Origin of the sequence: Herbaspirillum sp. meg3, from assembly GCF_002257565.1 — a bacterium.
Classification (GTDB): domain Bacteria; phylum Pseudomonadota; class Gammaproteobacteria; order Burkholderiales; family Burkholderiaceae_D; genus Herbaspirillum.
The window spans coordinates 1209704-1223929 of the sequence record NZ_CP022736.1 but is presented as its reverse complement, the minus strand read 5'-3'; the positions used below and the strand labels follow the sequence as shown (position 1 = coordinate 1223929).

General features: G+C 56.6%; 10 protein-coding genes. 1 reads left to right on the top strand and 9 read right to left on the bottom strand.

The features are described 5' to 3' along the window. Window positions 1-41: 41 nt before the first annotated feature. The 5 genes from nusA to hmeg3_RS05565 form a co-directional block, all read right to left on the bottom strand. On the bottom strand, window positions 42-1604 hold the full coding sequence (nusA, locus tag hmeg3_RS05585) for a transcription termination factor NusA (protein WP_094562867.1): 1563 nt from the start codon (window positions 1602-1604) through the stop codon (window positions 42-44). Then, window positions 1601-2089, bottom strand: coding sequence for a ribosome maturation factor RimP (gene rimP, locus hmeg3_RS05580; RefSeq protein ID WP_094562866.1), 489 nt, complete (start codon window positions 2087-2089; stop codon window positions 1601-1603). Before rimP ends, nusA begins: the two co-directional genes overlap by 4 nt. 264 nt (window positions 2090-2353) lie before the next feature. Then, window positions 2354-4339: a 23S rRNA pseudouridine(2605) synthase RluB gene (gene rluB / locus hmeg3_RS05575; RefSeq protein ID WP_094562865.1), complete on the bottom strand. Its 1986-nt coding sequence runs from the start codon at window positions 4337-4339 to the stop codon at window positions 2354-2356. Continuing rightward, on the bottom strand, window positions 4326-5324 hold the full coding sequence (scpB, locus tag hmeg3_RS05570) for an SMC-Scp complex subunit ScpB (protein ID WP_094562864.1): 999 nt from the start codon (window positions 5322-5324) through the stop codon (window positions 4326-4328). The genes rluB and scpB overlap by 14 nt, the downstream gene beginning before the upstream one ends. Window positions 5325-5802: 478 nt before the next feature. Next, a complete protein-coding gene (locus hmeg3_RS05565; protein WP_094562863.1) occupies window positions 5803-7941 on the bottom strand; it encodes a bifunctional diguanylate cyclase/phosphodiesterase in 2139 nt (712 codons plus the stop codon). A 374-nt stretch (window positions 7942-8315) separates the two neighbouring features. Here hmeg3_RS05565 and hmeg3_RS05560 point away from each other — a divergent pair, with 374 nt between their 5' ends. Continuing rightward, a complete protein-coding gene (locus hmeg3_RS05560) occupies window positions 8316-9926 on the top strand; it encodes an FMN-binding glutamate synthase family protein (RefSeq protein ID WP_094562862.1) in 1611 nt (536 codons plus the stop codon). Window positions 9927-10051: 125 nt separating this feature from the next. Here hmeg3_RS05560 and hmeg3_RS05555 read toward each other — a convergent pair whose 3' ends face one another. From hmeg3_RS05555 to hmeg3_RS05540, 4 genes are all read right to left on the bottom strand, one after another. Then, window positions 10052-10285: a sulfurtransferase TusA family protein gene (locus hmeg3_RS05555; protein WP_007876134.1), complete on the bottom strand. Its 234-nt coding sequence runs from the start codon at window positions 10283-10285 to the stop codon at window positions 10052-10054. 95 nt (window positions 10286-10380) lie between these two features. Further along, entirely contained in the window at window positions 10381-10932 is a 552-nt protein-coding gene (locus hmeg3_RS05550; RefSeq protein WP_094562861.1) for an NUDIX domain-containing protein, read from the bottom strand. 14 nt (window positions 10933-10946) lie between these two features. Beyond that, window positions 10947-13571 carry an alanine--tRNA ligase gene (gene alaS, locus hmeg3_RS05545; protein WP_094562860.1) on the bottom strand — a complete coding sequence of 875 codons (2625 nt, stop codon included), beginning with the start codon at window positions 13569-13571 and terminating at the stop codon, window positions 10947-10949. A gap of 263 nt (window positions 13572-13834) precedes the next feature. Next, window positions 13835-14065 carry a hypothetical protein gene (locus tag hmeg3_RS05540; protein ID WP_094562859.1) on the bottom strand — a complete coding sequence of 77 codons (231 nt, stop codon included), beginning with the start codon at window positions 14063-14065 and terminating at the stop codon, window positions 13835-13837. Between the last annotated feature and the right edge of the window lie 161 nt (window positions 14066-14226).

Sequence of the window (14226 nt, the reverse complement as noted above, 5' to 3'; positions counted from 1 at the left end):
TTTTCTATGTGGCTCGGCAGATGATGTGGGTACGCGGAAGCTTATTGCTTCGCTTCCGCGGTACTCCATGCTTTGGCTTGCAATGCCTTGGCACGCTCGTCGTATTTAGCATCGATGAGCTTCATTTCATCGTCGGTCACATCTTCAAATTCATTTTCAATCAGTTGGCGCGCACGCTCGGCCGACAACGCCAGGATGGCGCCGAATTCGTCGTATGCCAGTGCGGCAAAAGCAGGCACGGTCTTGACACCGGCCAGGCCAAGCTTGCCGGCGACAACGCGATCCATTCCTTCGAAATTGATCAGCGCTTCGTCCATGCCTTCCAAACCTTCTTCGGAAGCAATCGCTTCGGTTACCAGTGCATCGCGTGCACGGTTGCGTAGTTCGTTGACGGTGTCTTCGTCGAAAGACTCGATCTCGAGCATTTCGTTGATCGGCACGTAAGCGATTTCTTCCAGGCTGGCAAAACCTTCTTCCACCAGGATGTCTGCGACTTCCTGATCGACGTCCAGCTTTTCCATGAACAGGATGCGAATCGCTGCAGTTTCCTGCGCCGACTTATCGGCCGACTCTTCCGCTGTCATGATGTTGATCTGCCAGTTGGTCAACTCAGCTGCCAGACGCACGTTTTGGCCACCGCGACCAATCGCAATCGCCAGGTTTTCTTCGTCCACGACGACGTCCATGGCGTGCTTTTCTTCATCCACGACGATCGAGGAAACATTGGCAGGCGCCAGTGCACCGATCACGAATTGCGCCGGATCTTCCGACCACAATACGATATCGACGCGCTCACCGCCCAGTTCACCGGTCACAGCCTGCACGCGCGAACCGCGCATGCCGACACAAGTACCGATAGGATCGATGCGCTTGTCGCTGGTGAAGACGGCGATCTTGGCGCGCACGCCAGGGTCACGTGCTGCCGATTTGATTTCCAGCGAGCCTTGTTCGATTTCCGGAACTTCCAACTCGAACAGCTTCATGATGAATTCAGGAGCCGTACGCGACAAAATCACTTGCGGGCCGCGTGCATTGCGGTCGATACGCAGGATATAAGCGCGGACACGGTCGCCGATACGCAGGTTTTCTTTTGGAATCGTCTGGTCACGTGGCAGACGTGCTTCGATCTTGCCGGACTCGACGATGGCATCGCCGCGTTCCATGCGCTTGATCGTACCTGTCACCAGCGAATCGCCGCGCTCCAGGAAGTCAGCCAGAATCTGTTCGCGCTCAGCGTCGCGGATGCGTTGCAGGACGACTTGCTTGGTGTCTTGCGCGAAGCGGCGGCCAAACTCAACCGACTCAATCGGCTCTTCGATGTATTCATCGACGGCGATATCGGGAATTTGTTCTTTGGCTTCGAAATGCAACACTTCCTGGTCGGGCAATTGCAAACCGGCTTCGTCAGGCACAACATGCCAGCGGCGGAACGATTCAAATTCGCCGCTTTCGCGGTCGATCGACACACGGATGTCGACTTCGCCTTCGTAGCGCTTCTTGGTAGCTTGCGCGAGCGCATGCTCCAGTGCTCCGAAGACCACATCTTTATCGACGTTCTTTTCGCGCGCAAGCGCATCGACCAATAACAAAACTTCGCGACTCATGCTTTGCGACTCCTAAAATCCACTTTCGGCACCAGGCGTGCCTTATCCACATCGGCGAGTGTGAAATCCAACACCGCTGCCGACCCATCGTTTGCTTCAAATTCCAGTTTTAAGTTCTCGCCCTCAGGAGCACGCAAGATGCCTTGAAACGACTTGCGATTAGCCGCACTTGCCATCGGCAGGCGCAGCTTGATGACCGCTTCCTGATCAGCGAAACGCACATAGTCGCTCAGCTTCTTCAGCGGACGATCCAGTCCCGGCGACGACACTTCCAGCCGCTCGTAATCGACGTTTTCGACCGTAAAGACGTGCAGCAACTGATGCGTGACCTTCTCGCAATCCTCGACCGTGATCGGCCCCTTGTCGGCATCTTCAAACGGGAAATCGATAAACACGCGCACGAGACCGCGCGGCGCCTTCTCGAGGTCAACCAGTTCGTAGCCCATCCCCGACAGGGTGGTTTCAATCAAATCCAGCAATTGCAAGGAAATCTCTCCGCCTTCTTTTCTGCGCGCCTTACTTCGCGGCGCAGATACATCAATTTGTTCAGCAAAAAAAAAATGGGCATCTGCCCATCGTTCTTATCGTTTATTCAACTGCAAGCAGTTTCACGGTGCATTATTTGCCGTGAATTACCCCGTTAACTTGCGCATTATAACCGATTACGGTATGTCCGGCAATTCAAGATTGCCGGACATACCCCAGACAGCCCGATATTTCACAAAAGAAATTCCCGAGCAATCAAAGACTTACCCGCGTCGCCGACGCGGCATACCGCCTGCGCCCATGCCCTGACCGGCCATGCCACCACTGCGTTGCGGACGGTTTTGACGACGCTGACCCGCATCCGGAAAGCCCAGCGCGGTCTGCAAAGGATCGGGCTGACGCGGCTTGTTTTGCTGCGGACGACCGCCTTGGCCCTGACCTTGGCCTTGCCCCTGACGAGGCCCCTGACCTTGACCCTGCCACGGTTCGCGGCGCGGACCTTTCTGCTGCATCGGATTGGCATTGGCGTTGCTGCGCGGCTGGCCATTGCTGTTGCCATTATTACCATTCGCACTGTTGCCACGTCCCTTACCGTTGCCGGCCGGGGCATCGCCGCCGACTTTTTCCAGGCCGCAGGCAGCCAGCATGCCGCGTACGGCATTTTCTTCCAATTCTTCCCAGCGACCGCGCTTGAGACCTTGCGGCAACATCATCATGCCGTAGCGGGTACGGATCAGACGCGAAACGGTCAGACCGATAGCCTCAAACATGCGGCGCACTTCGCGATTACGGCCTTCGCCGATGGTCACGCGGTACCACTTGTTGACGCCTTCACCGCCGCCGTCGGCGATCTTGGAGAATTGCGCCACGCCGTCGTCCAGCTCTACGCCGTGCAACAGCTTCTGACGCATGCCCTGTTCGAGCTCACCCAGCGTACGCACGGCGTATTCACGCTCAATGTTGTAGCGCGGATGCATCAGGCGGTTCGCGAGGTCGCCGGAGGTTGTAAACAGCAACAGTCCCTCGGTGTTGAAGTCGAGACGGCCGACAGCCAGCCATTTCGCAGCCTTCATGTTCGGCAGGCGATCAAAAACCGATGGACGGCCTTCAGGGTCGTTATGACTGACGATTTCACCCGCAGGCTTGTGATAGACCAGAACGCGCGGTGGTTTTTTGCTGACTTTGCGTTGCAGCAACTTGCCGTTGATACGCACCTGATCGGTCGGCAGAATACGCTGACCGATATGCGCAGGCTCACCGTTGACCGACACGCGGCCGGCAACGATCAGCTCTTCCATATCGCGGCGTGAACCGAGACCGGAATCCGCCAGTACTTTGTGCAGCTTGGGTGCGTCATCCTCGGAGGTCAGATCGCGGCGACCGTTCTTGCCGCGCAGCTGATGACCGTTGCGAGCACCGCCTTTGGCGCCATCTTCCCTGTCGTACGCATCCGAAGTAACAAACGAGAAAATATCGTCGCCTGCATCATGCGAGCGCAAACCCAGTTGCGGCGCCTTCGGCTTGCCGCCTTTGGCGAATGGCTTCTTGCCCTTTTGCTGACGATTGCGATCCTGACCTTGGCCCTCACGGCGCGACTCAGCCATGGCTTGATCAGCAACAGGAACCGGCGCATTGGCATCGCCCGCACCGTGAGAAACAGCAGCCTCGGCAACCACCGGATTGACGGGAGCGGCTTCGCTGCTTTCCGCAGCGCGCTGAGCAGCGCGGTTGTTACGCAAGGCACGCGGCCCGCGCACGCCACGTCGAGCCGGCTTGGTGCGCGCATTGTCAGCAGGCGCATCCAGCAAAACTGGAGCGGCAGTCACTTCTTCGCCGATAGTTACAATGACTTTCGGCACTTCCGGTGCAGCGGCGGGCACGACAGGAGCGGAGGCGGAGGCGGCGACGGGTGCAGATTCCACAGCAGCATCAGCCACCGGCTTCTTGGCGCGGGTCGCGCGCTTCTTCGGCGCAGCGACCTCACCAGCGGGCGCGACCTCGGCAACCACAGCAGCGGCAACTGGCGCCGCAACATCCGTCGCAGCTTTCTCAGCAGCAGCTTTTTTAGTTACCGTCTTTTTGACGGCGGCCTTCTTGACCGGCGCAACTTCTTCGGCGACAGGCGCGTCGGCGACTACCTTTTTGATCCGCTTGCGCGCAGCCGGTTTGGCGGCGGCAGTATCGGCATTGTCCGCGGCAGCACCAAAGAGGTCTACCTGCTTCTCATCGTTGGAACTAGATGGTTTCATTATTTGAATCGTGGTTATTCAGACCGGGCGCGGCGTCATTTGCATGACCGGAGGCAGGGTCCTTGGTGTGAATTTCTTCAGCAGACGCAGGGCTTTCGACCTGCACTTCTTCGTAGTTGGCAACGCTTGGTGCAATCGCATCCACGTCGTTCTCGATTTCTTCCCCGGAAATTTCTTCCGCATTCTTTTCGGCACCAGTATCAACATCAGCAGCCTCAGCAACCATATCGCCGTCGGTTGTTGCTATGGTGCCTTCAGCGTCGGCAAGTTCAACCGTTTCTGTATTTTCAGCAGTTTGCTCGACCTGGCCCAATTCAGCTGTTGCGTCTTCGGCACTTGCAATCTCCGCAACGTCACCCTCAGCCACTTCACCTTCGGCAATCAAGCTGGCCTGCATCCCGGCTTCCAGCGCTTGCAACTCCAGCAACGCACCCGGATCGACAACACCTTCCTTGGTAACCGTACGCAGTGGCGGCAACTGATCCAGCGAGGTCAAGCCGAGATCATCCAGAAAACGCTTGGTCGTTGCAAACAAGGCCGGACGCCCCGGAACGTCGCGATGGCCGATGGCTTCGATCCAGCCGCGATCTTCCAGCAAGCGAACGGTTTGCGAACTGACCGTGACACCGCGAATTTCTTCGATGTCGCCGCGCGTTACCGGCTGGCGATACGCGATGATGGCGAGTGTTTCCAGCGTAGCGCGTGTGTATTTCGGCGGTTTTTCCGGATTCAGACGATCCAGATAGACCTTCATCTCGGCTCGACTCTGAAAGCGCCAGCCTGTCGACAAACTGACAACTTCCACACCTTTGTCAATCCAGTCTTCACGCAACTCTTCCAACATCTGCCGGATGGCATCTGACGTCATTTCGCTTTCGACATCCTCACCGGATACATAAAGCTTCTTCAAATCGTTGATTGATAATGGCTCGTGAGCACATAGCAATGCTGTTTCGAGGACTTTCTTGGCCTCAATAGTATTCATGTACGACTCTTGTGCGACTGTTTAACAAAAGTTTAGGGGCTCGACCAAAACGAAGCGAAGCCTGGCTGCACGGGTTGAGTTTCATCGCAGCGCCAACGGTGCTGTCAGGCTCTTGAACCTGAAATACTGCTTTGATGCTGTTGGTGCTGCTTCCCGGCGCTCGTTTATAGGAGGTTGAAGATGAGCGGGAAAATAAGGCTTGGTTGCGAACACAGAATCTTGAGTTCCCAGATTCTCGCACCATTTCAACTTTTGACCTTGCAAGCGGCGCCGAGCTGAGTTTTCGGGTGGCCGGAGGCAAAATGCAAAATATACTGCGCGGAGTTTAGCACAAAGCCCAGACCGAATGTCGCTTCGTTGCAGGCGTCATACATTATTTACATGCTGAAGCCTGACTGCTGCCTGAGCACCGCCCAACTATCGCCCGGCCTTCGTTCGCGGGTTGTGACAGCTGATCAGGTTAGGCTGAGTCGCCTTCTCATGACAAGCCGGTTTGCATCTCCAGCTCCAGTCGACGCGTGAAATCCTCCACCGGCATCGGCTTGCCGAGCAGGTAGCCCTGCACTTCGTCACAGCCGTTTTCCAGCAGAAAGTTGTATTGCTCCTGATCTTCGACGCCTTCGGCAATCACACGCAGATTCAGGATATGACCGAGAGAAATCACCGCCTTGACAATGGCGGCGCTGTCCGTATCGCGCGCGATGTCCCGCACGAAAGACTTGTCGATCTTCAAGGCATCCACCGGAAAACGACGCAGGTAGCTCAGACTGGAATAGCCGGTACCAAAATCGTCCACCGACACCTGCAAACCCAGCCGCTTGAGCGCGTTCAGGGTAGCGACGGTCTTTTCGGCATCGCGCATGACAACATTTTCGGTAATCTCCAGTTCCAGCCAAGTGGCGGCAAGACCACTTTCGACCAGTACCTGGCGCACAAATTCAGGCAAGTTCTGATCAAGTTGCCGCGGCGACAGGTTGACTGCGACCGGAATCGGCACAAGCCCGGCATCTTGCCAGAGCTTGTTTTGCGCACAGGCCGTTCGCAACACCCATTCACCAATCGGGACAATCAGACCGGCCTCCTCTGCAAAGGGAATGAAACGATCCGGAGGAACCAGCCCCTGATCCGGCGAAATCCATCGTATCAACGCTTCGGCGCCAATGATGCGACCACTGGCCAGACTGATCTTGGGCTGGTAATACAGCTTGAATTCATCGCGATCGAGCGCGCGCCGCAGACTGACCAGCATCTCCAGGCGGTTGCTGACCTGGGCATCCATCCAGCCGGCGAAATACTGGAAGTTGTTGCGCCCCAGCTCCTTCGCCTTGTACATGGCCGAATCGGCGTTCTTGAGCAACGTCTCTACATCGCGACCATCCGTCGGGCAACGGCTCACACCGATGCTGCAAGTAATGTGAAATTCGCGATCGCCCACCACCCATGGCCGTGCCACGGCGGTCAGGATACGTTGCAAGACCTCGGTGATATTGCTTTCATCCGGCTGATTCTGCAGCACCAGTACGAACTCGTCACCACCCTGGCGCGCCACCATGTCGGTTTCGCGTACGCAAGACACCAGCCGCTGCGCCACCGTCTTGAGCAACTCGTCGCCGACCTGATGGCCAAGACTGTCGTTAATGAATTTAAACTGATCCAGATCGACAAATACCACCGCAGTCAACGAACCCTTCTGACGCGAATTCTGCACCGCGCGCTGCAGATGATTGTGCAGCATCGTCCGGTTAGGCAAACCGGTGAGCGCATCGTGCGTGGCCTGGTGGCGAATTTCCGCCTCATATAGCTTGCGCTCGGTAATCGCCTCCACGGTGCCTTCGTAAAACATCAGCGTACCCGCGTCATCGTGCACGGCACGGGCATTTTCCGAAATCCAGATAATCTCGCCATCGCGGCGATACACGCGCGACTCAAAATTCGATACCGAACCAAATTGCTCCATCATCTTCATGAATTCAGTACGGCGCTCCGGCTCGACGTACAACTGATGCTTGATGTCGCGCAAGCTGACGATGAGATCTTCCGGCGATTTATAACCGTAGATACGGGCCAGCGCAGGGTTCACGGCAATGTAGCCGCCATCCGGCGTCGACTGAAAAACACCTTCAATGGCATTTTCAAAGATGCTGCGATAACGCCGCTCCGCCTCCAATAACGCCTGATCCGCCTCCTTGCGCGCCGTCACATCCTGCACGTAGCCTTCAAGCGCATCCAGTGTGCCGGCGGCACTGTAAATCCCGACGCCCCGCTCCCATACCCAACGCACCTCGCCATCGGCGCGGATGATGCGATATTCCATCTCAAAACGACGCTTGGCAGTCAGGCAGGAAAGAATGACTTGCCGCACGGCATCACGATCGTCGGGATGGGTAATGTTTTCATACGAAATCCTGTGATTGAACAGCAAGTCCTGCGGCTGATAACCCGTCAGTTCAAAGCAACCCTCGCTGACGAATTCCATTGTCCATTGTTCATCATCGCGGCAGCGATAGACCATGCCGTCCAGGTTCGCCAGCAACGTCTCCAGCAGACGAGGCGGTCTGGCGATCGATGTGATTGCAGCGGCATGATCCGGAGGAATTGAGGAGGCAACAATCTTCATATAAATGGGTGTATGCAATCAGTAGTGCCCAAGGGCAACAGCAAAGGAAAATTCGGAGAGAAGAAACGGACTACATGACGCCTACGTAGTGGTGCGTACTTTTTTGCTAACAACTAGCAATAACAATGCCACTCAACGATTTAGCGGCTGCGGGACAAACTCGCTGGTATGTATATCCGTGCAGCAATGCAATCTTCATTCCATCTGCCCAGTTGCAGACAAAGTGCAAACAGCGCAACGCCATCAGGCACCAGAACGGTGCGGCACCGAATCCTTTGGAATTGAAATAAACACCACTCTTTTCGCCCTATAGGAGAGCAACGGCGGCAGTAGAATCCCAACACCGCCTGAGAAACAACAAAAAGGATGCTGGTATGTGGGCAACTCGTTACCTGGTTTTATGGTTCGTACTCTTTCTGACGCTGGCACTCGCCATCATGGCATCGGGGCACATGGTGAGCTGGTGGTGGGCAGTCGTGCCGCTGGTGCTAAGCATCATCGGCGTACGCGATGTCGTTCAACGCCGCCATGCCGTACTGCGCAACTATCCCTTGATGGGTCATTTCCGGTTTATGTTCGAATCGATCCGCCCGGAGCTTCGCCAGTACTTTTTTGAAGGCGAAAACGACGGCGCGCCATTCACGCGTAAAAAACGCAGCGTGGTCTATCAGCGCGCCAAAGCCGACGTCGACAGCCGCCCTTTCGGCACCGAACTGGATGTCAAAGTCGCCGGTTACGAATGGATCGGCCACTCGCTGTCGCCGACCAAAATTGCCAGCCACGACTTCCGCGTAGTTGTCGGCGAAGGACTTGCGCAACCGTATTCGATGTCGGTCTTCAACGTCTCGGCGATGAGCTTCGGTTCGCTGTCGGCCAACGCCATCCGCGCGCTTAATCAGGGCGCAAAAAAAGGCAACTTCGCACACGACACCGGTGAGGGTTCGATCTCCGCTTATCACCGCGAATTCGGCGGCGATCTGGTGTGGCAGATCGCCTCGGGCTATTTTGGTTGCCGTCATCCGGACGGCAGTTTCGACGAAGAGAAATTTGCAGCACAAGCCAATGCGCCGCAAGTGAAAATGATTGAAGTGAAGCTGTCGCAAGGCGCCAAGCCGGGGCACGGCGGCGTGCTGCCTGCGGCCAAGATCACACCGGAAATTTCCGCCACGCGTGGCATCCCGATGGGAGTCGATTGCATTTCCCCAGCGGTGCATTCTTCGTTCTCGACACCGATCGGCCTGCTGCAATTCATCGACAAGCTACGCACGCTGTCGGGCGGCAAACCCACCGGCATCAAACTTTGCGTGGGCCATCCGTGGGAATTCTTTGGCATCGCCAAGGCTATGCTGGAAACCAACATCGTGCCCGACTTCATCACCGTCGACGGCTCCGAAGGCGGCACCGGCGCGGCACCGCTGGAATTCGTCGACCACGTTGGCATGCCGCTGCAAGAAGGTTTGCTGATGGTACATAACACACTGGTCGGCATTGGCATGCGCGACCGCGTCAAGATCGGCGCCAGCGGCAAAATCATCACCGCCTTTGACGTTGCACGCACACTGGCTATCGGCGCCGACTGGTGCAACTCGGCGCGCGGCTTCATGTTTGCACTGGGTTGCATCCAATCGCAAAGCTGCCACACCGACCGTTGCCCGACGGGCGTGGCCACACAGAACGCAACACGCGCCCGCGCACTCGTCGTACCGGACAAAGCAGAACGCGTGCATCGCTTTCATCAAAGCACGCTGCATGCATTGCAAGAGCTGGTACAGGCTGCCGGCTTGCCGCATACCTCGGCGCTGCGTGCTTTTCACATCGTTCATCGTATCAACGATCACGAAATTCAATTGCTGTCGGAGATGCTCAAGTATCTGGAGCCGGGTGATCTGATCACCGGTAATTACCGCTATCAGGTTTATGAAAAGTATTGGCCGATTGCACGTGCGGAGAGCTTCCATCCGGAGATCGGTAGTCGCTTTCACTGAACTACGGCGCACCAATAAAAAGCGCCCGCATCAGCGGGCGCTTTTTTGTATCTTGTTTTACAACCTGATCCAGCTGCCTCGTTATCTGCAGCGCAGCCGGAAATGCATTTTCAACAATGCGTAAATTATTTACGCTTCATGAAGAAAATGAATTCCTGATTCTCTTGCGATTGTGACAGCAAGTCGTTGCCTGTCTGCTTGGCGAAAGCCTGGAAGTCGCGCACCGAACCGGTGTCTGTGGCCGTGACACGCAATACCTGACCACTCGACATATCGGCCAAGGCCTTCTTGGTTTTCAGTATCGGCAGCGGGCAATTCAGGCCCCGTGCATCCAGCTCTCTGTGAAATTCAATAACCATACTGTGAATCTAAAATTCCTAGTGATCGTTCAAGAATTCTACTCCAACATGAACCTTGTTGGTGCGTCGCAACATACTCTGTTGTATTTAGCGCACTAAGGTTGTGCAGGAGAAACTAGCGGAGTGGATGAACCGGCAAACTCGACAAACTGCACCGGCAAATCATGAAGCCGCATCCAGTCTGCCACCGCGTATCCCGTCCCTGCCGGCCAAGGCCGCAAGTCCGGTGGCGCCACCAGGCGGTACTCCAGCAATTCCGGAGACAGCTTGATCTCACCCGTCGCCTTGACGTGATACGCAATGATCAATTCATTCTTGCGCATGAACTCGTAAACGCCGATCAAGGTGATCTGGTTGGCATCGAGATTGGTTTCTTCTTTGATTTCTCGTGCGATGCCTTGTTCCGGAGTCTCGTCCCGCTCCATGAAGCCGGTGATCAGTGCAAACCGGCCTTCCGCCCACGCCGCATTGCGTGCCAGCAACATCTTGCCGTTGATCTCGACTAAGCCCGCCAGTACCGGCAAAGGGTTATCCCAATGCGTCCAATGGCCGTCGGGACAGGCAAGCCGCAGCTTGCCTGCCTCTTGTTCATCCGCACGCATGACCAGCGACGTAGCGCAGACAGGACAGAACTTGAAGTCGCTCACGACGTTAATACCCCTTAAGCCTTGGTGCCGACCCAGGCCGCGACGCCTTCCAGCGCCTTCGGCAAACCACTCGGATCGGTGCCGCCGGCTTGTGCCATGTCGGGACGTCCGCCACCCTTGCCACCGACTTGCTGTGCGACAAAGTTGACCAGGTCGCCAGCCTTGACCTTGGATGTTGCATCCGCAGTCACGCCGGCGATCAGGCTGACCTTGCCGTCCTTGACCGATGCCAGCACGATGGCGGCTGTCTTCAGCTTGTCTTTGAGCTTGTCCATGGTTTCGCGCAGTGCGGTGACGTCGGCGCCTTCCAGCGTCGCTGCCAGCACCTTGATGCCATTGACGTCGACGGCTTGCGTCAGCAACTCATCGCCTTGACTGGAGGCCAGCTTGGACTTCAGTGCGGTCAGCTCCTTTTCCAGCGATTTGACGTGATCTTGCACTTGAGCAATACGCTGAATCAATTCTTCCGGTTGCGCCTTCAATGCCGCAGCGGCTTCGTTGACGCGATTGCTGAGCGATTGCACCAGCGCCAGTGCGTTTTCACCGGTAACGGCTTCGACACGACGGATACCTGCTGCAACGCCGCCTTCGGCCACGATCTTGAACAGGCCGATATCTCCGGTGCGGGAGACGTGCGTACCACCGCACAGTTCACGCGAAGAACCGATCGACAACACACGCACTTCGTCGCCGTACTTTTCACCGAACAAGGCCATCGCGCCTGCACTGACGGCATCGTCAAAACCCATCAGCTTGGCTTCGGTCGCTGCATTGGCGAGGATTTCGCGATTAACGATCTCTTCGACACGACGGATTTCCTCGGCTGTGACCGGCGCATTGTGGCTGAAGTCGAAACGCGTCTTGTCGGCGTCGACCAGAGAACCCTTTTGCGACACGTGGCTGCCCAGCACTTCACGCAGTGCTTTGTGCATGAGATGGGTTGCCGAGTGGTTGCGCATGGTTTGCGCACGCTGCTCTGCATCGACCTTGGCTTCCACGGCATCGCCCACCGACAGCGAGCCCTTGATCAGGTTGCCGTGATGACCGAATACTTCCGGCTGGATCTTTTGCGTGTCGGCCACGGCAAACAGTGCGCCCGACGATTCCAACGCACCGGCATCGCCTGCCTGGCCGCCGGATTCTGCATAAAACGGTGTTGTGTCGAGCACGACGATGGCATCTTGACCGGCTTCGATCTTGGTAACCGCGCTGCCATCAACGTACAGGGCAACAACCTTGGATTGCTGGGCCAGCGCGTCGTAACCGACGAACTTGGTCTTGTCGCCGCTGTATTCGATACCGGCAGCCATCTTGAATTTACCCGCGGCACGCGCCGTCGATTTCTGGCGTTCCATAGCGGTCGCGAAACCAGCTTCGTCCAACTCAACATTGCGCTCGCGGCAAATGTCGGCGGTCAGATCCAGCGGGAAACCGTAGGTGTCGTACAGCGTGAAAGCAGTTTCGCCGTCGAGCTTGGTGGCGTTCTTGGCCAGCGCTGCTTCGAGGATCTTCATGCCGTGTTCCAGCGTTTCGCCGAAACGTTCTTCTTCCTGCTTGAGGACTTGTTCGACACGCGATGCGGCTTCCGGCAGTTCCGGATAAGCGGCGCCCATTTCGGCGACCAGATCCTTGACCAGCTTGTAGAAGAACGGCTGAGTCTGGCCCAGCTTGTGGCCGTGACGCAGTGCGCGGCGGATGATACGGCGCAGCACATAGCCGCGGCCTTCATTACCGGGGATCACGCCGTCGACGATCAGGAAGGAAGTTGCGCGGATATGGTCGGCGATGACCTTCAGCGAGTTGTTTTCCAGATCAGTGATGTTGGTTTCGCGTGCAGCGGCCTTGATCAGGCGCTGGAACAGGTCGATCTCGTAGTTGCTGTGCACGTGCTGCAAAATCGCAGCCAGACGCTCCAGGCCCATGCCGGTATCGACGCAAGGCGCCGGCAGCGGTGTCAGCGTGGCTTCGCCGGTCTTCGGATCGATCTGGCGGTCGAACTGCATAAACACGTTGTTCCAGATTTCGATGTAGCGGTCGCCATCTTGCTCCGGGCTGCCCGGAGGACCGCCCCAGACATCAGGACCGTGGTCGTAGAAGATTTCCGAGCAAGGACCGCACGGGCCGGTGTCAGCCATCTGCCAGAAGTTGTCGGAGGCGTAAGGTGCGCCCTTGTTGTCGCCGATGCGCACGATGCGCTCTTTCGGCAGGCCGATGACCTTGTGCCAGATATCGTAGGCTTCATCGTCGGTTTCGTAGACGGTCGCCCACAGCTTTTCAGCCGGCAGGCCGTAGACCTTGGTCAGCAGCTCCCAGGCCCAGACCAGCGAGTCGTGCTTGAAATAGTCGCCGAAAGACCAGTTTCCCAGCATTTCGAAGAAGGTGTGGTGACGTGCGGTGTAGCCGACGTTTTCCAGATCGTTGTGCTTGCCGCCGGCGCGCAGGCAGCGCTGCACGGAGGTGGCGCGCACGTAATTGCGCTTGTCGGTGCCGAGGAACACGTCCTTGAACTGCACCATGCCGGAATTGGTAAATAACAAGGTCGGGTCGTTGCCAGGCACAAGGCTGGACGAACGGACGACGGTATGTCCCTTGGATTCAAAGAATTTCAAAAACTTGTCGCGGATTTCGGCTGAGTTCATGTTCGAGGACGGTAAAGAAAACGGTGCAAAAAAGATGTTGCGAACCGGTGATTATACGTGATAAGCCCTATCACGATCATGGTCGGCAACGCTCCCGGGGCATGTCTTGATGTGCAAACGCCAATACGGACGCAAAAAAACCCGTTCGGATCGCTCCAAACGGGTTAATGGTGATGTCAACCTGCAACCTGAATCAGACCGGCCTCGTTTCCTTCCGACCTGGCCCCATCAAGGCTTGCGTGGCTAAAACCCCCTCCGGTAAATCAGGCGCCTTGATACAGCTTGCTGTTCTTGCTCTTCTTGGCGTGTTTCTTGTGCTTTTTGTGCTTCTTGGCGTGTTTCTTGTGCTTGGAATGTGCTGGCTTTGCGGCCGGCGCTGCCGCTGGTGCAGTTGCTGCTGGAGCACCCGGAGCTGCTGCAGGAGCGTTCTGAGCCAGAACAGGCATTGCGAAAGCGGCGACCAGGACTGCTGCCAGTAATTTATTCAGTTTCATCTTTTTCCTCTTAAGTTGGTTCACTACAAGTGCGCTGACGATTTGTTATCCAAGATCCGCCACGTCATTTCGGCGAATCCGTTCTGACATACGACCACCTGTGCGTCTTTAACGCTGTGCTTTCGATTCGCGTTGACACATTTTAAGCGTTGCGTGCGCGC

Coding starts and splice junctions, on each gene's coding strand:
- rluB (WP_094562865.1), bottom strand. CDS start 4,339: ATGAAACCATCTAGTTCCAACGATGAGAAGCAGGTAGACCTCTTTGGT.
- nusA (WP_094562867.1), bottom strand. CDS start 1,604: ATGAGTCGCGAAGTTTTGTTATTGGTCGATGCGCTTGCGCGCGAAAAG.
- hmeg3_RS05555 (WP_007876134.1), bottom strand. CDS start 10,285: ATGGTTATTGAATTTCACAGAGAGCTGGATGCACGGGGCCTGAATTGC.
- hmeg3_RS05540 (WP_094562859.1), bottom strand. CDS start 14,065: ATGAAACTGAATAAATTACTGGCAGCAGTCCTGGTCGCCGCTTTCGCA.
- hmeg3_RS05565 (WP_094562863.1), bottom strand. CDS start 7,941: ATGAAGATTGTTGCCTCCTCAATTCCTCCGGATCATGCCGCTGCAATC.
- alaS (WP_094562860.1), bottom strand. CDS start 13,571: ATGAACTCAGCCGAAATCCGCGACAAGTTTTTGAAATTCTTTGAATCC.
- hmeg3_RS05560 (WP_094562862.1), top strand. CDS start 8,316: ATGTGGGCAACTCGTTACCTGGTTTTATGGTTCGTACTCTTTCTGACG.
- scpB (WP_094562864.1), bottom strand. CDS start 5,324: ATGAATACTATTGAGGCCAAGAAAGTCCTCGAAACAGCATTGCTATGT.